The organism is Streptomyces sp. NPDC057280 (assembly GCF_042668605.1).
Taxonomy (GTDB): domain Bacteria; phylum Actinomycetota; class Actinomycetes; order Streptomycetales; family Streptomycetaceae; genus Streptomyces.
On the sequence record NZ_JBHUYR010000001.1, the window covers coordinates 47,130 to 70,548 of the forward strand.

The following is a 23,419-nucleotide window of genomic DNA, read 5'->3' on the forward strand; positions in this document are numbered from 1 at the left end:
GTTCACCTGTCGTCCGAGCACCCCAGGGACAGGACTCACCCCCCCTCGACGTCCCCCTCCTGGAGTCGCCATGCCCATGCTCCTGATCCAAGGCTCGTTCCATCTCAAGGACACCCAACCCGACGGAGACACCGTCCACTTCCTCGCCGACAACGTGGACGACTGGTCACTCGTCGGCGGCAAGAACCCCGTGCAGCTCACCGGCACCGGCCACGCCAAGCTCCGACTGGAGGGCATCGACGCCCTCGAAACCCACTACCACGGGGCTCACCAGCCACTTCAGCACGGACACGCCGCCGCGAAGGAACTCCTCAAGTGGCTCGGCTTCACCGACGTGCAGCGTGACGCGGACGAGTCCGTCACCGCCTCGACGCCCGTCAGCACACCCGGCTACATCCTCACCCGAGGGGCCGACGTGTTCGGCCGTGTCATCGCCCTCGTCGGCCGGGGCTCCCCTCCCGGAACGAGCGGGACGGACATCAGCGTCGGCGTGACCGAGCTGAAGAAGACGGCCAACCATCACCTGGCGTCGGCGGGGCTGGTGTATCCCACCTTCTACCGGAGCCTGTTCAAGGACCTGCGCGACGAACTGACCCAGGTGGCCCGACAGGCCCGGGCGGCAGGCAAGGGACTGTGGCCGGACGACGAGACCACGTCCGGAGTGGAGATCACCGGCCCGTCCTCGATCACCGACGACGCCGTCATCCTGCCCAAGCTGTTCCGGCGGCTGGTGGACTACCTGAAGCTCAACATGGCGCTCACCTGCTTCCCCGCCTATCTCGCCGGCAAGGAGGACCTCGTGACGGTGCTGTCCACCGGTGAGCGCTTCACCGGAATGCACACTCTCGTCGAGGTCACCAGCGGCAACGTCCTGCGCATGACGCACCCGGCCGACGACCTGCTCTTCGACGAGAAGTAGAAGGCCGACCAGAGGGCAGTCTGACGGTCGCAGCCGGGTGCTCTTCGGGCGGGCCGGACACTCGACGACCGCGTCATCCATGGCATCCATGCCCGCCTACCTGCACGACGCCAAGGACACCGACGCGGCCCGGCGGCTGAAGGCTGATGACACGGGTGCCCTCGCCCCGCCGGACCCCCAGGACCCGGCGACGGCCCACGCTGCCACCGCCTCCCTGGCAAGGGTGCGGGACAGGCCCAGCTGGGCGGCCGGCTCAACCGGGAATTGCCAGCCCTGCGGCAGCACTCCATTGCGTTCAGCCTCGGACCGGCCGCGTTGTCAGTGGTCCGGGATACGGTGCGAGGTGATGGGCCGGACGGAGATCGTGAGGGACTCGCGGCCATGGGGGGTGGGTCGTACAGGCCCCGGCGCCCAGCTCGGGACTGGAGATATCTTGCCGCGTCCCCACCCCCCAACTCCGCACCCTGTCATGAGAGGCACGGATGACCAGCCCGCCAACACAGACAGGAAGCCGCACCGCCGACACGCTGCTGTCCGCTCCCCGACAGACCCCACCGACCACCGTCCCGCCCCGTCACCACGTCACTTCACCCAGTACTGGGCGAGCGCACCCTCACGGTACGGGGTCGGGCTGACGTCGAGGTCGCCGGCGAAGGGGCGGTCCAGGACGACGACCAGGAGCAGGCTGAACCCGACGAGCGCGGCGACCGAGGCGACGAACAGCATCTGGACCCGCCGTTTGCGCAGACCGTAGAGAAAGGTCAGCGGGATCAGGACGAGTGCGCCGCCGAACGCCAACACCTGCAGCAGTGCGGGCAGTTCCTGGCGAGCCATGGTGATACGGGCACGTCGCTGCGTGGCCACGTCGTCGAGGTGACCGACGGCCTGTTCGTAGAAGACCTGCTCCCGTTCGTCCTTCGGGTCGTACGCCTGGAGTGCCTGGTAGGCGGCCCGCAGGTGGGTCTCGGTCGCCGCGTAGCTGGGGTTCCCCTCGCGCATGCGGGGCCACTGGTCCTCGACGACCGCGTGGACGTAGCCGCTCAGGGCGGAGTCGAGGCGGGCGTGCACCGGCGGCGGGAACGCCGCGGCGTCGCGGGCGATGAGCGCCGTGTCGGTGGCCTCCGAGGCGACGATGGTCTGAGTCTCCTCCACCTGAGTCCACAGGGTGACGATCACGAACGCGAGGATGATGCCGTAGATCGCGCCGAACATCCCGAGCGTCACACCGACCATGTCGTTGTGTTCCCCTTGGGCCAGCGAGGGATATCTGCGCCGCAACAGCACACTGCCGGCGACGGCCAGCACGACCGTCCCGCCGACGGTGATGACGGCCAGCGTGAAGGTACTGAAATGGTTGAGCAGCCACAGTGACATGAGCGCGGAGTCTAGGCCCGGCGCAGCAGCTCAAAACCGCATGCATGAAAGCAACTACGCGCGTAGGCCGAGAAGTTCACCCCGCCGAGTGAGCCCGATACCGGGAGGCGTCAGAGCTGGGCGCTGGCGCGTAACGGCTGGTCCTGGCAGGTCCCGGCCCGACGGGCCATGGAGCGGGACGACGGGGTGGTGGCCGGGTGGGTCAAGGAGGTGTGGCCGTGAGTGGAAGACTCGCGGCGGCCCGTGGAGCCTGGCTCGTCTTCGGGGACGAAGCCGGATTGTCCATGACGCCGCCGCACGCGAAGTACTGGTCACAGCGCGGCCGGACCCCGGTGGTGCGGGTCCGCGGCCGCTCCCGCACACAGATCTCCATCGCCGCGCTGACCTGCTACAAATCCGGTCGCCGCCCCAGGCTCATCTACCGGCCCCGCCGTGACGACGGCCGTCGTGAGACCCACCTGAGCCACCCGGTCACATCACGAGTTCAACCTCAGTCATGCAGGGCGGCCGCGAGTGCCTCGGCCAGGGTCACGGGCGGGCGGCCGATCAGGCGGCGCAAGTCGCCAGAGTCGGTGTACATCTCGCCGCGGTTCATACCGCGGTCAGCGTCAGCCAGGACCTCCGCCAGCTCGGCGGGCAGGCCTGCGGAGGCCAGTACCTGGGCGAAGTCGGCGACCGGGAGGTCAGCGTAGGTAACCTGCTTTCCGGCAGCAGCGGATATCGCGGCGGCGAGCTCGGTCAGGGTGAAGGATTCGTCGCCGCCGAGTTCGTACACGGCGCCGGTGTGGCCTTCAGTGGTGAGGACGACCGCTGCGGCCTCGGCGTAGTCGGCGCGGGACGCGGCACTGATCCGCCCCTCGCCTGCGGCGCCGACGACCGCGCCGTTCTGCAGGATCTGCGGCAGTTGGCTGGTGTAGTTCTCCAGGTACCAGCCGTTGCGCAGCAGCACGCTGGGGATTCCGCGGTCCCGCAGATACGCCTCGGTCTCGCCGTGCGTGGCACCGATGACGGTGGTGGCGGTGTCCGCGTGCGTCGTGCTCGTGTACGCCACCAGCGACACGCCCGCGGACGCCGCGGCGTCGATCACGCGGCGGTGGTTGGCGACCCGCTCGCCCACGGGGACCGATGCCGAGATCAGCAGCAGCCTGTCCGCCCCCGTGAATGCCTCGGCCAGGCTGTCGGTGTCCGCGAAGTCGGCGCGGCGTACCGTGATGCCTCGGTCGGCCAAATCCTTGATCCCGGCGATGTCCCGGCCGGTCGCGATGATGTCCGCGGCCGGGATCCCGCGCCGCAGCAGTGCCTCGACGGTGAGCCTGCCCAGCTGGCCGGTGGCTCCGGTGACGACGATCGACATGATGGTCATTCCTTCCTTCCGCGCGTGCCTCGCACGCCTGCCGCGGTCCGTCCGCCGCGGGATGAAACACAGAATGACCTGGACACTCTCTGTTGGGGAGTAGCCACTTCTTGGTAGGGTACTTACCGCAGCGAAAGCATTGAGGTGAGCCGTATGGCTGCTGTTGAGAATGTGACCGGGCCCATGCCGTCATTCGATCCGTACGAGCGTGGCTGCCCGTCGCGGGACCTGCTCGACCAGATCGGCAGCAAGTGGGCGGTCCTCGTGCTGGGTGAACTCGGCCGGAACGGGACCTCCCGGTTCGGTCATCTCCGGCAGGCGCTGGCGGGCGTGAGCGAGAAGATGCTCACCCAGACGCTGCGCACCCTCGAACGCGACGGGCTGGTCAGCCGGACCGTCTACCCAGAGGTGCCGCCGCACGTGGAGTATGAGCTGACCGCGCTCGGCCAGACGCTACGGGAACCGCTGAAGGCGCTCACGGAGTGGTCCGTGCTGCACATCGAAGAAGTCATCACCGCCCGCGAAGAGTACGACGACCGCACTGAGCGCACCAGGTGATGACAGCGGATGACGTGTTGTTCGTCCTGGCCCTGTTGCAGCGGACGGAGGCCGACGTCTGGGTCGGAGGTGGGTGGGGGGATCGACGCTCTGATCGGCGAGCAGACCCGAGACCATCGCGACCTGAACTTGATGCACCGACAGGACCAGGAGGCCGCCGTGCTGGCAGCCCTCTCGGAAGCTGGTTTCGTGGAGAGCCTGAACTGCAGGCCCATCCGATTCGTCGTGCAGGCTCCGGACGGCCGGGAGATCGACCTTCATCCGCTGGTCTTCAGCGATGACGGCTCAGCAGTGCAGGCATCACCCGAACCGCATCGTCTGTTCGCCTATCCCTCCTCCTGCTTCGTTACGGGCACCATCCAGGGCAGGCCCGTCCCGTGCTTGTCCGCCGAGCAGCAGGTCTACTTCCATCAGGGATATGAACCAACGGAACGCGACCGGCACGACATGGCACAACTTCGCCGTGCCTTCGGCATCGCCACGCACTTTTGACCGCGTCGCAGCGGTGTTCAGAACTCCCCGACGTCCTCGCGCTCACGAAGCATGAGCCGACGCCAGAACTCATCGGCATGCGGTGTCACTGGTCATCGGCATCGCCAAAGGAGGACGGCCAGGAGCAGGAACTGGTCCCGTCGGTCGAGGCCGCGTCGGCAGGAGTGCTGCGGTTCACCGAGAAGCGCAAGCCGACCACCCTCGCCCGGTTCGTGCGGCTCCGCGTCATCGATCAGGAGGACGCGTACTGGCGGTGCGGTGTCGAGATTCAAGCGGGTGGGTCTGAGCGCATCCTGTCCAGCTGTTCGCGCAGCCGACTCACTTCGGCGTTCGCCCGGTGACGGAGCAATTCCTCGTAGCGGGCCCAGTCGAAGTTGAGCACGGCGCGCCGGTCGTTGAGGTCGCTCTCCTCCTTGAGCAGAGCGACCTTATCCGCGTCTATCTCCGCGAACTGGGCCCGCAGGTCGGTGAGTTGTTTACTCAGTGCCGCGCGCTGCCGCTTCAGCGAGGCGACCTCGCGTTCGAGTCGCTCCTTGTCGCCCCGTTCCTGTTCGAGGAGCGAGGTGAGCCGGCTCAGTTCCGCTGCCACGCGAGCTTGCTCATCGAGGACTTGGCGGAACTCGGTACGCACTCGCTGTTCGTGTTCTTGCAGGTTGTTCAGGATGTCCCGCAGATCCGACTTGGCGGATTCCAGTTCCAGCAGCGTCGCGCCGTCCGGCGGTGGAACGTACCCGGTGTCCGTGGGGAACGAGTCTCCCGGCCCTGTGTCGGGGTCGCTCGCGCCCGACTGCCGGGCTCTGTCCCGTAACAGCAGCACCCGTGTGCGCCGTTCCTCCCATCGCCGCAGGCGGGGGTCCTCACGGCTGACCGGCTTTTCGTCCTGCACTTCGTACAAGACCCGGACGAGGGCGTTCAGGAAGTCCCGGCTGGGCAGCCGCCTCCCACGCAGGGTCTCGGCGATCCCGGAAGGCGACAACACGATCGGCGAGCGATCCCCGATCTGGCGGTAGGTGATGTCGCAGGACAGCTGCAGGTCTTTCAGATCCCGGGCAAAAGCGGCCTGCTCTGCCTGGTACGCCTCTTCCGCCGATTCCGTCGGGCCAGAGATCGGAATAGCCAACAGTCCCCCTCACACCACGTGGCAGTCATGCTAAAGCGCGTGTGCCATCGGTGCGCCGAACTCTCCTGAACAACCCGGAACCGCCTGCGTTGTTCGCCAGAATTCGCTCATGTTCGGCGTCGCGGGCGCCGTGTTCGGGTTCGTTCTCCCGAATTCCCTTTCCTCGCCACCCGCTCCCCCGGCTGCTGAACTGCCGGCATGGACGAAAACGAGCCCACGGAACCACGCCCCGCACGCGGCAGGCTGCTGGACCTGGCCGCCCTTGCAGGCCTGACAGGACTGTCCCTGCTGGTCTATGCACTGGCAGGCGCGACCGCCCTCTCCACCATCAGCGTTACCGGGATGGGTCTGTTCACCACCTGGAGATTCCGGGAACGCCCACCGCACGACCGAGAACGCTGAACCATCAGGCCGATGGACAGACCCGGTTCGGGCCGAGCGCCAACCCCGCCCGAACCGGTGCCTCTGTCCTTCGCCCCGCCCCGCGCGCGTAGAGCTAGCCCTAGCTCGAAAAGACGCCGCCTCACCCCCACCTCGCAGGGCCGCCCCCAGGCCGTTCCGCCATGCCTATTGCCCCCGTTCCCACCGCCCTCTACCGCAGCAGACGGGCGCCGGAAGGGGTCACATCATCCAGGGAGCCGGCCCGGTGTGGGTTGCCCAGGCGGCGAGTGCGGCCGCGTCGACCAGCCGAATGTTGTTGGTGACCGCATACTGCGCAGCCGGCTTGGTGAAGACCGAGGTCGTGACGACCACGGCGACGTGGGCGCCGTGAACGCTGTAGCAAGTGCCCCCGAACCGCTGCAGATCGGGGCTGCCGACCTTCGTGGTGGGGCCGTACCGCTTGCACTGGATGACGATGCGTCGCCCGTCGACAGCCGTGGCGAGGACGTCGGCGCCGAGGTCACCGGCGCCTCCTGCAACCCGGACGTCAAGGCACCCATCGCGCTCGCACAGGAATGCAATCGCGTGCTCGAAATCGCGCGGACTCATGGCGTGGTAGCGCGCCACTTCGGTGGACTGCAGCATGCGGATGTGCCGCAACTCCGCGGCCTGGCGCGCCCGGCGCTTGCCGAGCGCGATGCCCGCACCGGCAAGAAGCAGGAGCAGGAAAAGGGCACCGACGCCGTTCCCGTCAGCCCACATCAGCAGCAGCGCCGGAGTTAGGAGCGCGGCGGCAGCCGCGAACAGACAGCCGCCCCCGCCTAATGGCGCGGACGGTTGCGCGGTACGGCGTACAGGCACGCCCATGAAGCCCCCTGTGATGTGCGAGATGAGGATGCTATCGACTGCACGACCGCAGAGGGACACCATGCCCGCAACGTCTCAACATCCCCCACGCCAACGCCATCCGGCACCCACCGAAGGGAACGGACCGGTAGGGCCCACAACTGGCGGTGCACGCCTTCCTAGCCGGCCACCGGGCCGTGGCGCAGAACCCGGGTCACCGCACGCCCCGGGGCCGCAGGACGCCGCCGCGGAGCTCGCGGCGCCGATATCGCGGTGGCAGGATGTCGCGGGAGCGGACCATGACCGTGGCCCGCCCCCTCCACGCGCTGGATCGAGCAACGTCCGTGCCGTTCCCGTAAGTCGCTCGGATACGGCACACCCCTGCACGCGCATCAAGAACGGCTGGTCTGTACGGCGATCAGTCCCACGATCGAGTGATCACGAACCGAGGAAGATCAAGCTCAACGCCCCTCAGGACTTCACTGATCCCAGGGTTGCGCGCTGATTGGCATGGAAGCGTGCCTTTTTCTGACGGTTCCCGCACGTGTTCATGTCGCACCATTTGCGGGTGCGACTCTGGCTGGTGTCGAGGAAGGCGGCTTGGCAGGTTGGAGATGCGCACAAGGCCAGTCTTCCGTCTCGTTCGCCTGCGATGACGCTGATCGCGTCGGCGGCGATCACGCTGAGGGCATCTTCCACGGAGGACGCCGAGCTGAGCCGCCATTGCCGCTTGCCCTCGGGCGTCAGGATCGCTGCGGGCCGCCCTTGAGCGCTGCAGTCATTGATGATCTGGACAGCGGAGGCAGGGAGGGCGGCCTGGAGTGCGGCCGCTGTCGCGGCGGCGTGGATCGACTCCCTCAGTTCCCGAGCCAGGTCGAGCTGGGCAGGGGTGCAGGAGTCGACGGCGAGGCCGTTGACCGCCAGCCAGTCAACGAGTCGGTGCGGCGTGGGAATGCGCTCGACCGCGTTGCCGTGACGCTCGGACAGGGTCCCCGTGAAGCTGGTCGCCAGCACGTTGCCGAGGCGGAAGTCAGGGAATCGAGCACGCATGGAACCACCTTAGCCGGTTGTAGAGTGGCTCGGAGAGCTGTTAGAACCGTCTTAGCTGGTTCCGCGATGGTGAGGAGATCTCATGCCCCGTCTGCCCAGCGACGTGCAAGCATTTGAAGCCCACACACCTGACGCCGACCTCGACGAACTGCGCGCACGTCTGGCCGCGGCGCGACTACCGGAAGCCGAGACGGTCTCTGGCGCCGCGCCCGGTCCGCGCCGATGGCTGCAGGGCGTTCCGCTCGCCGACCTCGTCGAGGTCGTGAACTACTGGCGCACCGGGTACGACTGGCGGTCGTTCGAAGCGCGCCTCAACGGAATCGGCCAGTTCCGCACGACCATCGATGGCCTCGGAATCCACTTCCTGCACCGCCGCTCCACGCGTGCAGACGCCACTCCTCTGATCCTGACGCACGGCTGGCCGGACAGCATTGCTCGGTTCATCGACGCGGTGGACGAACTGACCGATCCGAAAGAAGCAGACGCGCCGGCGTTCCACGTCGTGATCCCTTCCCTGCCAGGCTTTGGATACAGCGACAAGCCCGCCACCACCGGGTGGGGAACCGAAAAGATCGCGGCCGCATGGGTGGAGCTGATGGGAAGGCTCGGCTACAGCGAGTTCGTGGCCCACGGCGGAGACTGGGGAGGCAATGTCACCACGGTCCTCGGCGGCCGGTTCCCGGCGCACGTTCGCGGCATCCACACCACGTTCGCCGACGGACCGCCCGGGTTGACGACGGACGGGCTGACGGCGGTCGAGCGTCAGTGGGCCGAGGAGACCCACGATTTCTGGCACCACCGCGCGGCGTACGCGAAACAGCAGGCGACCCGGCCGCAGACCATCGGGTACTCGCTCGTCGACTCACCGGTCGGGCTTCTTGCCTGGATCCTCGACAAGTTCGCCGAGTGGTCGGACACCGAAGACAGCCCGTTCGAAACGATCTCCAGGGACCGCATTCTCGACAACGTCACGCTGTACTGGCTGACACGCACCGGTGCATCGGCAGCCCGGATCTACTACGAAAGCCACCTCTCACTCGACCCCGAACTTCGGGTCGACGTCCCGACAGCAATCACCATGTATCCCCGCGACGTCGAGAAGTGCCCGCGCCCCTGGGCACAGGAGCGGTACCGGCAGATCGTCCGATGGAGGTCGCCCGAATTCGGGGGACACTTCCCGTCACTGGAGGTTCCCGACTACTTCGTCAAGGACCTTCAAGAGGGCCTCGCGGCAGTGCTGGCCGCTGCCCCGCATGACGTATGAACCTCACCGTGTCCGACGTGCCGTCAGACGCCCCCGGGCGGGCACATATGACACCGCGGCAACGCCCCGCGCCCCTCACCATCAACCCGGTGCGCGGAGTTCCGCCGTCGTCCGGTAGAGCGGCCCGGACCGGACGACGGCCCAGGACACCGCTCAGGACGGGCAGCATCGGCATCGTCGAATGCGGTCAGGTCGGCCGGGGCGAAGGCCCCCGCGCATGCGCCTGTCGTCCGCTGTACTGCCAGAATGCACAACCATGTCTGGCGCCTCAGGTACTCGTGACAGCACGGTTCGCGTGCTGATCGTCGACGACGAACCCGAACTGACCGAGTTGCTCTGCGCGGCCGTCACCGCGGCCGGGTGGCGTGCCTTCTCGGCGCGTGACGGGAACAGCGCGCTGCGTATTGCGCGTGACTGTGCGCCCGACATCGTCGTCCTCGACGGAATGCTGCCGGGCATGGACGGTCTTCAGGTGCTGCGCCATCTTCGCAGCGAGTATCACCGGCTGCCCGTGCTGATGCTCACGGCCCGCGACGCGCTGGAACATCGGCTCGACGGGTTGTCCTCGGGTGCGGACGACTATGTGACCAAGCCGTTCTCGCTGGAGGAGGTCATGCTCCGGCTGCACGGCCTGCTCCGTCGTGCGGGGCATGCCGAGATGTCGCAGCGGGACGCGTCCGTACGCGTGCTGGGGGACCTCGTGCTGGCCGAGAAGACCCGCGAGGTACAGCGGGGCGGCACGCCGATCCCCCTCACCGCCAAGGAGTTCGACCTGCTCCTGTTCCTGATGGACCACCCCCACCAGGTGCTCAGCAAGACACAGATCCTCGAACACGTCTGGAACGCTTCCTTCGACGGCGAGGGAAACCTGGTCGAGGTGTACATCTATGCGCTTCGCTCGAAAATCGACAAAGGCCGGACGCCGATGCTCCGGACCGTGCGCGGTGTCGGCTATTCGATCAGAGCCGCGGACGACCCGGCATGAGGGGTCTCTCGCGCCGTACCGGCCGCCCGCCCCACACCGGTCTGGGAAGGCGTTCACTGCGGTTCCGCCTGGTGGTCTTCGTCGCCGTGACCATGGCGGTCGTCTGCGGTGCCATGGCTCTCACCACGGTGGTCGTCCAGCGGGTCTATCTGTACGAGGATCTGGACCAGCGCGTCACGGACGCCGCCGAGCGGAGCCAGGGCGGTTTGCAGCGTCGGCCGGGCAGCGCTACGGACCTGGGTTTCCTCAACGAGCGGGGACAGCCCACCGGCACTCTGGCGGCCCGGTTCGTCGACGGGCGGATCGTCGCCGCCGAGTCGGTGACCGAGGACGGGCACCAGCGCACGCTCACCGCGGCCCAGCGTGCGGCTCTGGACGGGATCGCGCCGGACGGAACACTCCACACACGCACCGTCCCCGGCCTGGGCACCTACCGGGTGACCGCCATCGGCGGGGACGGCGTACCCGTTCTGGCCGGGCTCCCGACAGCGGGAATACAGCGGGTGCTCGACCGTCTGGTCGTCGTCGAAACCGTCATCGCCTCCGCCGGCCTGGCGGCCGCGGCCGCCGCCACCACGACGGTCATTCGACGCCAGCTGCGGCCCCTGGGCCGGGTCGCCGCCACCGCCGCCGAGGTCTCACAAGTGCCGCTGGACCGCGGCGAGGTCGCCGGACTCACCCGCGTTCCGGAAGCGGACACCGATCCCGGTACAGAGGCCGGTCAGGTCGGCGTGGTGCTCAACCGTCTGATCGACCACGTCGAGTCCTCTCTTGCCGAGCGGCAGCGCACCGAGGAACGCATGCGGCGTCTCTTGGCCGACGCCAGCCACGAACTGCGCACGCCGCTCGCCTCGATCGCCGGGTACGCCGAGCTCATGAACCACGGCGACGAGCAGATCTCCGCCGAGCTCGCCTGGCAGCGTGTCACCGCCCAGTCGGCGCGCATGACGGGACTCGTTGAAGATCTTCTGCTGCTCGCCCGTCTCGACGAGGGGCGGCCGCTGCAGTCGGTCGAGGTGAATCTGGCGACTCTGGTCGCCGAGGCCGTGTGGGACGCGCGGGCGGCCGGCGCCGACCACGACTGGCGCCTCGCGCTGCGTGTCGCGGACGGCCACGCGACGGTCGTCGGCGATCAGTCCCGGCTCCACCAGGTGGTGGCCAACCTGCTCACCAACGCCCGCAGGCACACGCCCGCGGGCACACAGATCACCGTCGGCGTGGAGACGACCGGGGACGAGTGCGTCATCCGCGTCCGCGACAACGGTCCCGGCATCCCGCCGGACTTCCTCCCGATGGTTTTCGAACGCTTCTCGCGGGGCGACGCCTCCCGCTCCCGCGCCCCCGGCGCGGAGGGCGGTTCGGGGCTGGGTCTGGCCATCGCGGCAGCCGTGGCGGAGGCACACGGCGGCCGCATCCACGTCGAGAGCGAACCGGGACGCACGGAGTTCACCGTGGTACTCCCCCGGGCCGGCACCGCTCCCGAGCACGGTGCCCGTCCCGGTCAAGGAATCTAAGTTCTCCCATAGAAACCCAGCTCAGGGCCATTCTCCTCTCTCCCGCACAGGTGATCCGCCGGATATGTCGCCCGCCTCTTCAGGTCAGCCTCAGGTCGCTCCTCCACAGTTGCCGCCGACGGCCGTCCAGCGGGGACGCGCCCACGACGAAGGGAACGAGCGACGATGGCCGAGTTCGACACCGGGGAACAGACCACCGAGGAACCGCAGTCCAAGGCCGGCAGCGGTGCCCATGCGAGCCGCCGCAACTTCATGCGGAAGGTCTTCTTCGCCAGCGGTGCGACCGCCGTCGCGACCATGGGCGGGGCCGGAGCCTGGGCCGCGATGGCCGACGACACGGCCACCGCCGAAGCCGCCGCCGACGCCTCCGCGAGCCCGAGCGACGCCCCCAGCGGCGGACCGGGCGGCGGCGCCGGAGGCCCCGGCAACCAGACGATCACGGAGGACTTCTTCGGCCTGACGACCGACGGGAAGCGGATCGACGACCTGTTCACGATCCACTCCACCAAGGTCGCCACGGCTCCCGTCATCTCGGCGGCGAACGCCTTCCTGGCGGCTCTCACCGACGACCAGAAGACGTCCACGCAGTTCACGGTCCACTCCACCGAGTGGCGGCTGTGGAGCAACATCGACTCCTACGAGCGCCAGGGGGTCTCGCTCGCTGACCTGAGCGACGACCAGAAGGCCCTCGGCACCGCGCTGCTGAAGACGGCCCTCAGTGCCGACGGTCTGGAGACCACGGAGAAGATCCGTAAGATCAACCAGGCGGCGGGCGAAGCGATCGGCAACACGAACTCCTTCAACGAGGACGCCTATTACTGGACCGTGATGGGCACCCCGTCCGCGACCGAGCCCTGGGGCTTCCAGTTCGACGGCCACCACCTCGTCATCAACTACTTCGTCCTCGGCAGCCAGGTCGTCATGAGTCCCTGCTTCTGGGGCTCGGAGCCCACCTCGATGGAGATAGACGGCGAGACGGTCACCGTCTGCCACGAGGAGGTCGCCGCCTCGCTGGCCTTCATCAACTCCCTCACCGCCGCCCAGCAGGCGGTCGCGATCGAATCGACGACCAAGTCCAACGAGTCCATGAAGGCCGGCGCCTTCTCCGACAACACCGTCCAGGAGTACACGGGCCTCAAGGGCAGCAAGCTGACCGCTGCCCAGCGAAAGAAGCTCCTCGGCGTCGTCGAAGCGTTCGTGGGCCGCGCCAAGGCGGATGCCGCAAAGGTACGGATGGCCGAGGTCGCCCAGCATCTCTCGGACACCTACGTCACGTGGGCCGGCGGCACCGGCGACACCGACGCCTTCTACATCCGCGTCCACAGCCCCGTCGTCTGGGTCGAGGTCGACTGTCAGGCCCCCGGTCCGCTGGCGGGCGCGTACGGCGCCACCCAGGGCAGCGGCGCGACGCAGAAGCACGTCCACTCCATCATCCGCACACCCAACGGCAACGACTACGGCAAGGAACTCCTCCGACAGCACTATCTGACGTCACCTCACCACCAGTGACTCCTCTGACGTGACCGGAGCCGGCCGCCCGTCATTGAGCCCGCTTCCGGTCACAGCGCCGGGCCGCATCCACCCCGGAATGCGGCCCGGCGCGACCTTTGTGAACGAGAGACCTATCGAGGTACGTCGACGGCCGTACCGTCGAGCGCTACGAGCTCAGGCACCTGCGCAAAGAAGACCCGGAGTTGCACTGTCGGCAGTCGCGGGGGACCTTGTGGCCCGCACACGTGCCTTGCGGTGGGCGGCGTTGTCAGCCTCCTTGCCCGGACGCGGGGGTCGGGTAAGGGCGTTTGCGGTGCGGCCCAACCATTCCGCAGTTGAGGTAGGCGCCGTCGTCCAGCACAGTCACGTCCTGCCAGCGCCCGCTGAGCCCGGAAGCGCGCCAGGCGTGCGCGTCCGCGGTGGTGCCCCGCACTGGGCGGCGGCAGGGCCAGAGTGCCTGCGGCGGCTCAGGAACGGGGCCTGACCAGCCCGGCGTCGTAGGCCGTGATCACGGCCTGGATGCGGTCGCGTGCACCGATCTTCGCGAGGACCCGGCCGACGTGCTTCTTGACGGTGGATTCCGTGAGGACCAGCCGCTCGGCGATCTCCGCGTTGGTCCAGCCCTTGCCGATCGCCACCAGGACCTCGTGCTCGCGCTCGCTCAGCGTCCGCAGCCTGGGGTCGGTGTGCGGCTGTGCGGGGGCGGCGGGCGAGAGGACGCGATGGGCGTGGGCGTCCAGCAGGCGTCTGGTCAGTCTCGGGGCGACGACCGCATCGCCTGTCGCCACCGCGTGGATCCCGGCGACGACTTCCTCGGGGCGGGCGTCCTTGAGCAGGAAGCCGCTGGCTCCGGCGCGCAGCCCCTCGTACGCGTACTCGTCCAGGTCGAAGGTGGTGAGGATCAGCACGCGGGTACGGTCGCCGGCGGCGACGATCCGCCGGGTGGCCTCGATGCCGTCCATGCCGGGCATGCGGACGTCCATGAGGACGACGTCCGGGCGCAGGTCGGCGGCGATGCGGACGGCTTCGGCGCCGTGTCCGGCCTCGCCCACGCACTCCATGCCCGGAGTTCCCTGGAGCAGCATGCGGAAGCCGAGGCGTTGCAGAGGCTGGTCGTCGGCTATCAGCACGGTGGTCATCGGGTCTGCTCTCCCTGGGGCTGCGGTTCTCGTGGGGCGGGGGCTTGTGCGGGGGACGGGATGGGCGCCGGCGGATCGGTGAGTGTCACGTCCACGGTCCAGCCCGGCCGGTCGTCACGTGGTCCTGCGGTGACGGTGCCGCCGTACATGGCGGCCCGCTGCCGGATACCGACCAGTCCGTGTCCTGGACCGTCCGACTCTGCCAGGGGGTGCACAGGCGTTCGGGCGCCGGGGGGCGGCCCGGTGTCGGAGACGTTGATGCGGATATCTCCGTTTCCGGCGGTGACGGTGACATGTGCGGCCGAGCCGGTGCCCGCGTGCTTGAGGGTGTTGGTCAGGGCTTCCTGGACGACGCGGTAGACGGTCAGTTGCACGCCGCTGCCGAGGGCGTCGATGTCTCCGGACGTCCGGCAGGTGACCTGCATACCGGCCGCACGGACCCGGGCCAGCAGCGGGTCGAGGTCGCGGACGCCGGGCTGCGGGCTGAGCCGCTCGGCCTGGTCGTCGGACTCGTCACCCAGGACACCCAGGACGCGCCGCAGTTCACTCATCGCCTGCCGTCCGGTGTCCCCGATGATGCGCAGGGCCTCTTCGGACCGCTCGCCCGTGCTGGAAGCGAGGACGGCGGCTCCGTCCGCGAGTCCCACCATGACGGACAGGTTGTGCCCGACGATGTCGTGCATCTCGCGGGCCACGCGGGAGCGTTCGGCGGCGGCGGTCAGCCTCTCGCGCTGTTCACGCTCGATCTCCAGTCGGGCCGCCCGGTCCTCCAGCGCCGCGAGGTACACCCGCCGGGTGCGCAGGGCCAGGCCCACGGCGATCGCGGCGCTCTCTTGACTCGCCACCGTCAGCAGGCCCTGCCACAGGCGGTCGGCGGGGGCGAGGAACCACACCACCGCGCTCAACTCGAGGGCCGTCGCGGCAGCCGCCCAACCCAGCCTGTGCAGAGGGCCGTTCAGCGCCAGGTTGAACAGGGCTAGGAGCACGCACCCACCCGTCGGCAACAGCAGGCCGAGCGCCATGGGGGCCGGCGCGCACGCCGCGATCACCATGAAGACGGCGGTCGGCGCCCTGCGCCGCCACCACAAGGGCACGACGAGCACGGCGGACATGGCCAGTTCGACGCCCAGCGGCAGGTCGGCGAGCGTCCGGACCTCGCCGAACGGGCCGTGCTCGCCCGGGGAGTAAGTCTGGAACACCGTCACCGCGGCGACGAGCAGCACGATCGCCGAGTCGAACAGCCGTGGATGCCGACGGCCGCTCCAAGTCAGGTGCCGCTGCGCGCGCAGCAGCCGCCCCATGAGCGGATGCGACCAGGCCGCCTCCAGTCCGGGGGGCGGCGCGAGGGCCGGTCCGCCGGAGCAGGGGCGGCGGCCCGCGCCGGCGGCCTCCGCCCCTCCTGTCGTATCCGTTGCAGGCATGCCCTCACCCGGCCGGTCAGACGTCCGTACGGACAAGCCGGTACGCCGCCCCGGCCAGTGTGAGTGCCACCCATCCGGCGAACACCGCCAGGCCCGCCCAGGGGCCGAGCGAGTCGCCGGCCTGGTGCAGGTGCGTCACCGCCTGGCCGGCGTTGCTGGGCAGATACGGGGTGATGTCGTCCTTCCAGGACGCGGGCAGCAGCGAGGTCAGGCCCGGCAGGATCAGCAGGCTGCTCACCAGGACGGTGATGCCGCTGGCGGTGGAGCGCAGCAGCGAGCCCAGGGCCACACCCCACACGCCGACCAGTCCCAGGTAGAGGCCCGCTCCGATCAGGGAGCGCAGCACCCCGTCGTCCCCGAGGGACAGGGAGATGCTCCGGCCGTCCAGGGACGGAACACCCAGCCCGAACGCGGCCAGCGCCCCGATGACGGCCACGGGCACCACGAGTACGCCGGTGACCACGCTCTTCGACCACAGAACGGGCAGTCGCCTGGGCACCGCGGCCAGCGTGGAGCGAATCATGCCCGTACTGTATTCACCGGCTGACATCAGGACCCCCAGTACGCCGACGGCGAGTGAGGCGAACGTCAGGCCCGTCAGGGCCACGCTGACGGCGTCCTCGGCGCCGGAGGACGGTCCGGGCGGACCGCCGCCGTTGCTGCCCGGGCTGTACGTGGCGGCGGCGATCGCACCGATGGCGGTCAGCAGGAACACAGAGACGCCCAGGGTGATCCAACTGGAACGCAGCGACCAGAACTTGCCCCACTCCGAGCGGAACACCCCGAGCGCGGTGACGCGGTAGGCAGGCCGGTCGCGGCGGGCATGTGCGGCGCCCGTGGTGTCCGGCGCGACGGTGATGGTCATCAGGCGGCCCTCCGGGCGGCAGTCTCGGCGGGGACACTGTGGTACTCCACCGCGTCGCTGGTGATGTCCATGAACGCCTCCTCCAGGGAGATGGTCTGCGGGGTGAGCTCGTACAGCGGAATCCCGTGCCGCGCGGCGACCGCGCCGATGCCGCGCGCGTCCACGCCCACCACGACCAGTTCCTCCGCGGTCGAGGACGTGATGGTGACGCCCGGCCCCGACAGCAGCGAGCGCAGGCGTTCCGGCTCCGTGGTGGCGACCTTCACGCCCCTGCCACCGACCTCCTGGATCAGTCCCTCGACCGTGGTGTCCGCCAGGAGCCGGCCCCGGCCGACGACGACCAGGTGATCGGCGATCAGCGCCGTCTCACTCATCAGATGCGAGGACAGCATCACCGTCCGTCCCTCGGCGGCCAGCCCCGACAGCAACTCACGCACCCACAGCACTCCCTCCGGGTCCAGGCCGTTGACCGGCTCGTCGAGCATGATGATCTCCGGGTCGCCGAGCAGGGCCGCCGCGATGCCGAGCCGCTGGCCCATGCCCAGGGAGAAGGCCCCGGCCCGCTTGTGAGCCACACTGGGCAGCCCGGCCAGTTCGATGACCTCGTCGACGCGGCGGCGGGGAATCCCGTGGGTACGGGCCAGAGCCGTCAGGTGGGCGAAGGCGGTGCGGCCCGGGTGGACCGACCGTGCCTCCAGCAGCGAACCGATCTCCTGCAACGGCGCGGCGTGTCGGCCGTAGCGGCGGCCGTTCACCGTCGCGGAGCCGCTGGTGGGCGCGTCCAGGCCGATGATCACGCGCATCGTGGTGGACTTGCCGGCTCCGTTGGGGCCGAGAAAACCGGTGACCTGACCTGGCTTCACGCTGAAGCTCAATCGGTCCACCGCGGTCTTGTCCCCATACCGTTTGGTCAACTCCCGTACTTCGATCATGGGTTGCTCCCGATCCACTCCCCCGCTCCGGCCGGTCCGGAGCGCATGCCTCAAAGCTAGGAACGGAACCGGCCGCATCCCTGGGACCAGGGGGGACACTTCGGCATCCCAGTGGTACCTCGGTACCACTGGGGCGAGCCGCCGCGGCGATGGCGAACCGGAGAATGAGGTCGGTCCGTGGAACGGTGGCCAGCCCGGTCCCGGGTCGTCAGAAGGCGTACGGGCCGAAGCGGCCCCAGGCGACCAGGGCCAGCAGGGCTAGGTAGACGACGTTCACGGCGGCGAGCTGGGTCTCGGACCGGCGCAGGTGGACTACCGAACCGCCGCCCGCGAGCGCTATCCCGCCGAGCGCCGCCCAGGGGACCAGCGTCGGGGCGATGTCCGTGGCGCCTGGGAGGACCAGGCCGAAGCCCACCAGGGCGTCCAGGGCGCCGATCGCCTTGACGCTCGGGTCGGAGAACTGCTCGACCCAGCCGAAGGTGGCCGCGAGTTCAGTCCTGTTCCGGAAGATCTTCATGGCGCCCACAGCGAGGAAGGCGGCGGCGAGGAGGGACTGGACAACCCACAACAGGATGTTCACTGGGCACTCCGGATGGCATGCGAGAGAAAAGAAATCCAAATTTGGACATCCGGAGGCTAGCATGGTGTTACAGATTTAAACCACAGGGCCGCTTTCGACGGTCTGGCCGGCCTGAGCGGCGATACGACGCAGCCACATATGGGCCGGCTCCCGCTCATGGAGCGGATGCCACCACAGAGACTCCACCAAGTGGCCGATCTCGAAAGCGGGTTGGACGACCGCGATCGGCTGTCCGGAGACACTGGGGATCGCGGCCCGTTCGGGCATCAGCCCGATCCGGTCGGTCCCCGCGACCAGGTGGGGAATGGCCAGGAAATTCTCCGTGACGATCTCCGCGCGCGGTTCGATGCCCTCGGCGTGCAGGCGGTTCAGCGGCGAGAAGACCGGCGACGGGTGACGGTAGGGCAACACCCAAGGGCGTTGGGCCAGTTCGTCCCGCCCGAGGACGGCCGGCGCCCGGTCGGCGGACACCACACACACCCAACGGTCCTTGTACAGGTCGAAGGTGGGGATGTTCGACAGGATCCCCTGCGGCAGGACGAGCGCGTCCACCGTGCGCAGGTTGTCCAGCGCCTGCTGCACGACCCGCTCGGTGCTGTGCTGGAACCGCAACCGCACGTTCGGCGCGGCGGCGCGCACCAGATCGGCCAAGGCCCGCCCGAACGTGGGCAGTTGGCAGTCGGCCATGATCACGGTGAACTCGTGCCGGGCCTGCGTGGGATCGAAGTCGGGGCGCGTCTGGAGAACCCGGTCCGCCCAGCTCAGGGCCTGCTCGGTGTGTTCCACCAGCCGTTCCGCCAAGGGGGTCAGCTCGTAGCTGTTTCCCACCCTGACGAGGAGTTCGTCGCCGTAGTGCCGGCGCAGCCGGGCCAGGGCCGCGCTCAACGACGGCTGGCTCAGGCCCAGCCGTTGTGCGGCCCGCGTCACACTGCGCTCCTGGAGGAGCGCCTCCAGCGGCGGCAGCAGGTTGAGGTCCAGCGTCACGGCACCCACCTCGAATGATCATCAGCCTTGTCTATGTCGAGCATAGGTGATTTCGGCTTCCCTGATCCCTGGGCGGACGCGAGAGTGGTGACACGGCTCGGCGGGACCTCGTGTCAGACCAACCGCCGCCACCCCAGACGTTCGCATTCTCGGGCCTGCACCGATCGATGCAGGTGTTCCCGAGCCCATCAAGGAGGCGACAATGCCGTCGTTCCATGTCCTGATCGCCGGCGGAGGCATCGGAGGGCTCTGTCTGGCGCAGGGACTTCGCCGCGCGGGCATCAGCTGCACCGTCCACGAGAGCGCGCCGGGCATCGGACGGGCGGGCTACCGCCTGCACATGAACGGCGCGGGCGGCCGCGCTCTCCAGCAGTGCCTGCCGGACAACCTCTTCGAGCTGTACATGCAGACCTCGCGTGAGACGCCGCGCCGTGAGGTGATGGTCCTGCTCGACCACCAGGCCCGCGAACTCGGCGCCCGCCCCCACATCGGCCCGCCCAACGACACGCGGCGACCCCACACAGCCGTCAACAGGCGCACGCTGCGCCAGATCATGGGCCTCGGTCTGGAGGACATCGTCCGCTACGACAGCACCGTCACCGGCTTCGAGACGGACGGCGACAAGGTGCGCGTGCTGCTCGACGACGGCACGAGCGAGACCGGGGACGTACTGGTGGCCGCCGACGGCATCAACTCCGCCGTGCGCAGGCAGTTGTTGCCCGACGTCTCGGTCGTGGACACCGGAATGCGCGGCCTGTACTCCGTCGCACCGCTGACCGACGATCTGGCGGCGAGTCTGCCCGAGGCGCTGTTCGACGGCTTCGCCGTCGCCGCGGGGCCGAACGGCGTGATGTTCGCGTACGGCGTGTACCGGCCTCGCCGACCGGTCGCCGAGGCGGTGGCCGAACTGGCGCCCGGCGCTCCCATCGATCCCGTCGATCCCTACATCATGGTCAACCTCGCCCTTCCGCCCGGCAGCCCGGTCGCCGCCGGGGCTCCCGACCTGTGGAACAGCTCCGCCGAATCCCTGCACGCGCTGATGCGCACCGCGGTACAGGGCTGGGACCCTGCCCTGGCCGAACTCGTCGAGCACGTCGACGCGTCGACGATCTTCCCGGTGGCCACGCGTCACCTACAGCCGGCAGAGCCCTGGCAGGCCGGCCGTGTCACCCTGCTCGGCGACGCCATCCACGCCATGCCTCCCTCGTTCGGCTCCGGCGCCAACACCGCACTGCGCGACGCCGCGGCTCTCACCCGGGCCCTGGAGCGCGCCGCCCGCGGCGACACACCCGTGGTGGAGGCCGTGGCCGAGTACGAGACCGAAATGCGGGCCGAGGTCTTCCCCATTTTGCGCGCCTCGGCCGACCCGCGGGCCGCCGACGTCGACTTCCTGCCCGACGACCTCCCCGTCAGCCACACCTGACCCCCTTCCCCCACACGAGCCGCACCGGCGAGGAGAGACCATGCCCCTGTCACCGAGGACATCGAGTTCCGCGTCTCCGAACTGACCCTGCGGGGCAAACTGTTCCGCCCGACCGACGGCCCCGAACGCCCGCCCGTCGCCATCCTCCAGGGCGGCCTCGGCGGCCCCGCCGAATCCATGTTCGCCATGGCCCAGGGCTTCACCGACGCCGGTCTGGCCTGTCTGATCTACGACCACCGCAACACCGGCTACAGCGACGGCGAACCCCGTCAGCAGTTCGACCCCTGGCAGCAGTGCCGGGACCTGCGCGACGTCATCACCCAACTGACCCTGCGCGAGGACGTCGACCCCGACCGCATCGCCCTGTGGGGCATCAGCATCGGTGGCGCCAACTCCCTCTTCACGGCCGCCACCGACCGCCGGGTCAAGGCCGTCGTCAGCATCATCCCCCCGGTCAGCGGCTGGAGCGCGCGCACCCTCCAACCGGCCGACACGCTCGCGGAGTTGGAAGCGCTCATCCCCACCGACCGTCAGGCACAGCTGCGCGGCGAGCCGGCCGCCAGCATCCGCCTGCACGGCGTCCCGGAACCCGGGGACCCGGTCATGTTCAGCGACCAGGAGGGCCTGGAGTTCGTCGAGAACATGATCCATGACCTGCCCAGTTTCCGGAACGAGATCACCATCTCGACCCTCGACCGCATCTTCGAGATGGAGGTGCGCGCCTACGCCGAACGCATCACCGCCCCGGTCCTGATGATCCTCGCTTCCAAGGACACCGTCGCCCCGGTCGAGGAGGCCCGGGAGATGTACGAGCGGATCCCCGACCCGAAGCAGCTCATCGAGTACCCGGGCCAGCACTACGAGATCCTCTCGCACCACTTCCCCGAGATCATCAGCCGCAGCGCCGACTGGCTGGCCGCCACCCTGCGCGGCTGACCGCCCCGCCATCCGCTCCCACACCGGTCCGCCGGAGCCCACGAGGCCCGGCGGACCGGCCCCACCGCCGAACACAGAGAGGTGTCGTCGATGCGTCTGCTCGGACTTGCCTGCGGACAGAAGGACGGCAGTGCCGAGGTGCTGCTGAAGGCCGCGCTCACCGCGGCCGCGCGCGAGGGAACAGCCGTCGAGATGGTACGGCTGACCGACCTGTCCCTGGTGTCCGCCGCCACCGCGGACGCCGGGGACGACGCGGCCTGGTTCTGCGACCGGCTGCTCGACGCGGACGGCGTGATCGTCAGCTCCCCCACCTACACCCGCAGCGCGCCGGGAGCGTTGAAGCTCCTCATCGACCGGGCCTTCGGCCCGCGCACGGACGTGGTCTTCGTCCGTGAGGCCCTCGCCCGCCGCGAACACGGCCGGACCGAGCAGGAGCAGCCTCTCGACCTCCTGGGCCTCGACACAGCCCCTGACCCGCGAGTCCTCAAGCCGCGCGTGGCCGGCTTCATCGCCGTGGGCGGCTGTCCCTCACCCCACTGGCGCACGCTGACGCTGCCCACGATGCACGCCCTGGCCTTCCCCCTGCACATGGCCGTCGCCGACCAGATGGAAGTCCCCACCCCCGGCGGCCTCGGCGGCATAGCCACCGACCCGGCGACTGTGCTGCGCGCCGAGCGGCTGGGCGGCGCGGTTGCCCGGCAGCTCGGGCTGCCCCACGACGAGGTCCGGTTCCTGGGGGAGCCCGGCACCTGTCCGATGTGCCACCTCGACCTGATCGTGCTGCGCGGCGGGCGCGCCGAATGCGGCACCTGCGGGGCCGCGGGCCGTTTCGTCGTCGAGGACGGTGAGGTCCGCGTCGACTTCTCCCCCGCCGGCACCGCTTCCTCCGTCCACACCCTCACGGAACTGCAGGAGCACTACCGGGAACTGCTGGGCGTCGCCGCACGGGAGCCGGACCCCCAAGAAATCGCCAAGCACGCCACCGCGTTCCGCGACAGCATCCCCGTCCTGCGCCCACCGCGGCCGTAGACCCTGCAAGATCCCTTCTGGTGGAAGCGCCGCCTCGCTGAGTGACCCTTCCGACTGAGATCGTTCCCGCAGTATTGCGCCGCATTCGTCCCCGGCGTGAACGCCGGGGCACGCCAGTTCACATGCCCCAGCGGAGGGCAGCCGAGGGAGCGTAGGGGAGCCCTCTACGCAACGCCCCGTCGTCGATCAGGCCGAGGCTTCCGGCATGGCCCGCCTCATCGCCGATCCGGCCTCGGCAGCCACCGAGAACGTGACCGCAACTCCTCCAGGAGCAGTGGACAGCAACGTCGGCCGCTGGCGGCCGGCCAGTGCGGCGCTGATCCGGACCGTGAGGGCAGCGAGCTGGTCGGGGGGGCAGCGTCACACCTCTGCGGCAATCCACCATGCCGGCGCGTACCGGCCGGCGTACCGGTAACGCGTACTTGATCGCCACCTGCGTTGGCCTGCACGACGCCGGTGTCGTTCGACTTCGCGCTTCCGGCCGACCGGGGGGACCGGTCACGCGACCCGGACGGCTGCGTGTGCGCGGGCGAGGTCGCGTAGCTCGGACCGTGCCGCCGGTACCGAGGGGACGGTCTCCCAGTACGGGTGCCACCACAGCCGTACGGACAGGAGGAGCAGGCGGCGGCGCAGGGTGGTGCTGTTGCGGGGGCTGGGCGCGGCGAGTGCTTGGTAAGTGGCGTTCCAGGCGGCTTGCGTCTGCACCAGGTCGTCGGGGAAGTCGATCAGGTCCATACTGGAATTAGATCATGCGTTCGAATT

General features: G+C 69.2%; 22 protein-coding genes and 5 pseudogenes. 13 read left to right on the plus strand and 14 right to left on the minus strand.

Annotated features, from left to right (window positions below; translation table 11 throughout):
• Window positions 1-70 precede the first annotated feature (70 nt).
• Window positions 71-919 (plus strand): thermonuclease family protein, encoded by an 849-nt coding sequence (locus ACFUO4_RS00180; protein ID WP_383477981.1) that lies wholly within the window; start codon window positions 71-73, stop codon window positions 917-919.
• Window positions 920-1,052: 133 nt separating this feature from the next.
• Here the strand turns inward: ACFUO4_RS00180 and ACFUO4_RS00185 are convergent.
• Window positions 1,053-1,204, minus strand: a pseudogene (locus tag ACFUO4_RS00185) (GntR family transcriptional regulator); the annotation flags it as partial.
• Between the two features lie 297 nt (window positions 1,205-1,501).
• Entirely contained in the window at window positions 1,502-2,293 is a 792-nt protein-coding gene (locus ACFUO4_RS00190) for a DUF4239 domain-containing protein (protein ID WP_383477984.1), read from the minus strand.
• Window positions 2,294-2,416: 123 nt separating this feature from the next.
• Between ACFUO4_RS00190 and ACFUO4_RS00195 the strand changes: the two are divergent.
• Together ACFUO4_RS00195 and ACFUO4_RS00200 are read left to right on the plus strand one after the other, a co-directional pair.
• Window positions 2,417-2,512 (plus strand): annotated as a pseudogene (locus tag ACFUO4_RS00195) (winged helix-turn-helix domain-containing protein); the annotation flags it as partial.
• A gap of 65 nt (window positions 2,513-2,577) precedes the next feature.
• Window positions 2,578-2,745, plus strand: a pseudogene (locus ACFUO4_RS00200) (IS630 family transposase); the annotation flags it as partial.
• Between the two features lie 38 nt (window positions 2,746-2,783).
• Here the strand turns inward: ACFUO4_RS00200 and ACFUO4_RS00205 are convergent.
• Window positions 2,784-3,656 (minus strand): SDR family oxidoreductase, encoded by an 873-nt coding sequence (locus tag ACFUO4_RS00205; RefSeq protein ID WP_383477987.1) that lies wholly within the window; start codon window positions 3,654-3,656, stop codon window positions 2,784-2,786.
• A gap of 144 nt (window positions 3,657-3,800) precedes the next feature.
• Here ACFUO4_RS00205 and ACFUO4_RS00210 point away from each other — a divergent pair, with 144 nt between their 5' ends.
• A complete protein-coding gene (locus ACFUO4_RS00210; RefSeq protein WP_067253666.1) occupies window positions 3,801-4,205 on the plus strand; it encodes a helix-turn-helix domain-containing protein in 405 nt (134 codons plus the stop codon).
• Window positions 4,205-4,697: pseudogene (locus ACFUO4_RS00215) on the plus strand (nucleotidyltransferase domain-containing protein). The gene ACFUO4_RS00210 and the pseudogene ACFUO4_RS00215 overlap by 1 nt, the downstream one beginning before the upstream one ends.
• A gap of 268 nt (window positions 4,698-4,965) precedes the next feature.
• Here the strand turns inward: ACFUO4_RS00215 and ACFUO4_RS00220 are convergent.
• The gene (locus tag ACFUO4_RS00220; protein ID WP_383477990.1) at window positions 4,966-5,817 is read right to left on the minus strand and encodes a hypothetical protein; all 852 of its coding nucleotides are present in this window, start codon (window positions 5,815-5,817) and stop codon (window positions 4,966-4,968) included.
• Window positions 5,818-6,015: 198 nt separating this feature from the next.
• On the opposite strand from ACFUO4_RS00220, the gene ACFUO4_RS00225 reads away from it, so the two are divergent.
• On the plus strand, window positions 6,016-6,219 hold the full coding sequence (locus ACFUO4_RS00225) for a hypothetical protein (RefSeq protein WP_383477993.1): 204 nt from the start codon (window positions 6,016-6,018) through the stop codon (window positions 6,217-6,219).
• Between the two features lie 219 nt (window positions 6,220-6,438).
• Here ACFUO4_RS00225 and ACFUO4_RS00230 read toward each other — a convergent pair whose 3' ends face one another.
• Both ACFUO4_RS00230 and ACFUO4_RS00235 read right to left on the minus strand, forming a co-directional pair.
• Complete coding sequence (locus ACFUO4_RS00230; protein ID WP_383477996.1) at window positions 6,439-7,065, minus strand: restriction endonuclease; 627 nt, start codon at window positions 7,063-7,065, stop codon at window positions 6,439-6,441.
• A gap of 450 nt (window positions 7,066-7,515) precedes the next feature.
• Complete coding sequence (locus tag ACFUO4_RS00235; RefSeq protein WP_383477999.1) at window positions 7,516-8,094, minus strand: CGNR zinc finger domain-containing protein; 579 nt, start codon at window positions 8,092-8,094, stop codon at window positions 7,516-7,518.
• 82 nt (window positions 8,095-8,176) lie between these two features.
• Here ACFUO4_RS00235 and ACFUO4_RS00240 point away from each other — a divergent pair, with 82 nt between their 5' ends.
• The 4 genes from ACFUO4_RS00240 to ACFUO4_RS00255 all read left to right on the plus strand — a co-directional run bounded on the left by ACFUO4_RS00240 (window position 8,177) and on the right by ACFUO4_RS00255 (window position 13,366).
• Entirely contained in the window at window positions 8,177-9,358 is a 1,182-nt protein-coding gene (locus ACFUO4_RS00240) for an epoxide hydrolase family protein (RefSeq protein WP_383478002.1), read from the plus strand.
• Between the two features lie 256 nt (window positions 9,359-9,614).
• Entirely contained in the window at window positions 9,615-10,343 is a 729-nt protein-coding gene (locus tag ACFUO4_RS00245; protein ID WP_383482175.1) for a response regulator transcription factor, read from the plus strand.
• Window positions 10,340-11,857, plus strand: a complete 1,518-nt coding sequence (locus tag ACFUO4_RS00250; protein WP_383478005.1) for a sensor histidine kinase — start codon at window positions 10,340-10,342, stop codon at window positions 11,855-11,857. The genes ACFUO4_RS00245 and ACFUO4_RS00250 overlap by 4 nt, the downstream gene beginning before the upstream one ends.
• A gap of 165 nt (window positions 11,858-12,022) precedes the next feature.
• Window positions 12,023-13,366 (plus strand): DUF3500 domain-containing protein, encoded by a 1,344-nt coding sequence (locus tag ACFUO4_RS00255; protein ID WP_383478006.1) that lies wholly within the window; start codon window positions 12,023-12,025, stop codon window positions 13,364-13,366.
• Between the two features lie 219 nt (window positions 13,367-13,585).
• Here the strand turns inward: ACFUO4_RS00255 and ACFUO4_RS00260 are convergent.
• The 7 genes and pseudogenes from ACFUO4_RS00260 to ACFUO4_RS00290 form a co-directional block, all read right to left on the minus strand.
• Window positions 13,586-13,787: pseudogene (locus ACFUO4_RS00260) on the minus strand (IS5/IS1182 family transposase); the annotation flags it as partial.
• Window positions 13,788-13,815: 28 nt separating this feature from the next.
• Window positions 13,816-14,487, minus strand: a complete 672-nt coding sequence (locus ACFUO4_RS00265; RefSeq protein WP_383478009.1) for a response regulator — start codon at window positions 14,485-14,487, stop codon at window positions 13,816-13,818.
• Window positions 14,484-15,908, minus strand: coding sequence for a sensor histidine kinase (locus ACFUO4_RS00270; protein ID WP_383478012.1), 1,425 nt, complete (start codon window positions 15,906-15,908; stop codon window positions 14,484-14,486). Before ACFUO4_RS00270 ends, ACFUO4_RS00265 begins: the two co-directional genes overlap by 4 nt.
• 16 nt (window positions 15,909-15,924) lie before the next feature.
• Window positions 15,925-16,773, minus strand: a complete 849-nt coding sequence (locus ACFUO4_RS00275) for an ABC transporter permease (RefSeq protein ID WP_383478015.1) — start codon at window positions 16,771-16,773, stop codon at window positions 15,925-15,927.
• Window positions 16,773-17,705 carry an ABC transporter ATP-binding protein gene (locus ACFUO4_RS00280; protein ID WP_383478018.1) on the minus strand — a complete coding sequence of 311 codons (933 nt, stop codon included), beginning with the start codon at window positions 17,703-17,705 and terminating at the stop codon, window positions 16,773-16,775. The genes ACFUO4_RS00275 and ACFUO4_RS00280 overlap by 1 nt, the downstream gene beginning before the upstream one ends.
• A gap of 208 nt (window positions 17,706-17,913) precedes the next feature.
• On the minus strand, window positions 17,914-18,285 hold the full coding sequence (locus tag ACFUO4_RS00285; protein ID WP_383478021.1) for a DoxX family protein: 372 nt from the start codon (window positions 18,283-18,285) through the stop codon (window positions 17,914-17,916).
• A 75-nt stretch (window positions 18,286-18,360) separates the two neighbouring features.
• Window positions 18,361-19,269 carry a LysR family transcriptional regulator gene (locus ACFUO4_RS00290; protein WP_383478024.1) on the minus strand — a complete coding sequence of 303 codons (909 nt, stop codon included), beginning with the start codon at window positions 19,267-19,269 and terminating at the stop codon, window positions 18,361-18,363.
• Window positions 19,270-19,471: 202 nt separating this feature from the next.
• Here ACFUO4_RS00290 and ACFUO4_RS00295 point away from each other — a divergent pair, with 202 nt between their 5' ends.
• The 3 genes from ACFUO4_RS00295 to ACFUO4_RS00305 all read left to right on the plus strand — a co-directional run bounded on the left by ACFUO4_RS00295 (window position 19,472) and on the right by ACFUO4_RS00305 (window position 22,657).
• Entirely contained in the window at window positions 19,472-20,692 is a 1,221-nt protein-coding gene (locus ACFUO4_RS00295; protein WP_383478027.1) for an FAD-dependent oxidoreductase, read from the plus strand.
• A gap of 99 nt (window positions 20,693-20,791) precedes the next feature.
• The gene (locus tag ACFUO4_RS00300) at window positions 20,792-21,628 is read left to right on the plus strand and encodes an alpha/beta hydrolase (protein WP_383482178.1); all 837 of its coding nucleotides are present in this window, start codon (window positions 20,792-20,794) and stop codon (window positions 21,626-21,628) included.
• Window positions 21,629-21,718: 90 nt separating this feature from the next.
• A complete protein-coding gene (locus ACFUO4_RS00305) occupies window positions 21,719-22,657 on the plus strand; it encodes an NAD(P)H-dependent oxidoreductase (protein WP_383478029.1) in 939 nt (312 codons plus the stop codon).
• Window positions 22,658-23,155: 498 nt separating this feature from the next.
• Here the strand turns inward: ACFUO4_RS00305 and ACFUO4_RS00310 are convergent, their stop codons facing one another.
• Window positions 23,156-23,392, minus strand: coding sequence for a hypothetical protein (locus ACFUO4_RS00310; RefSeq protein ID WP_383478032.1), 237 nt, complete (start codon window positions 23,390-23,392; stop codon window positions 23,156-23,158).
• Window positions 23,393-23,419: the final 27 nt, after the last annotated feature.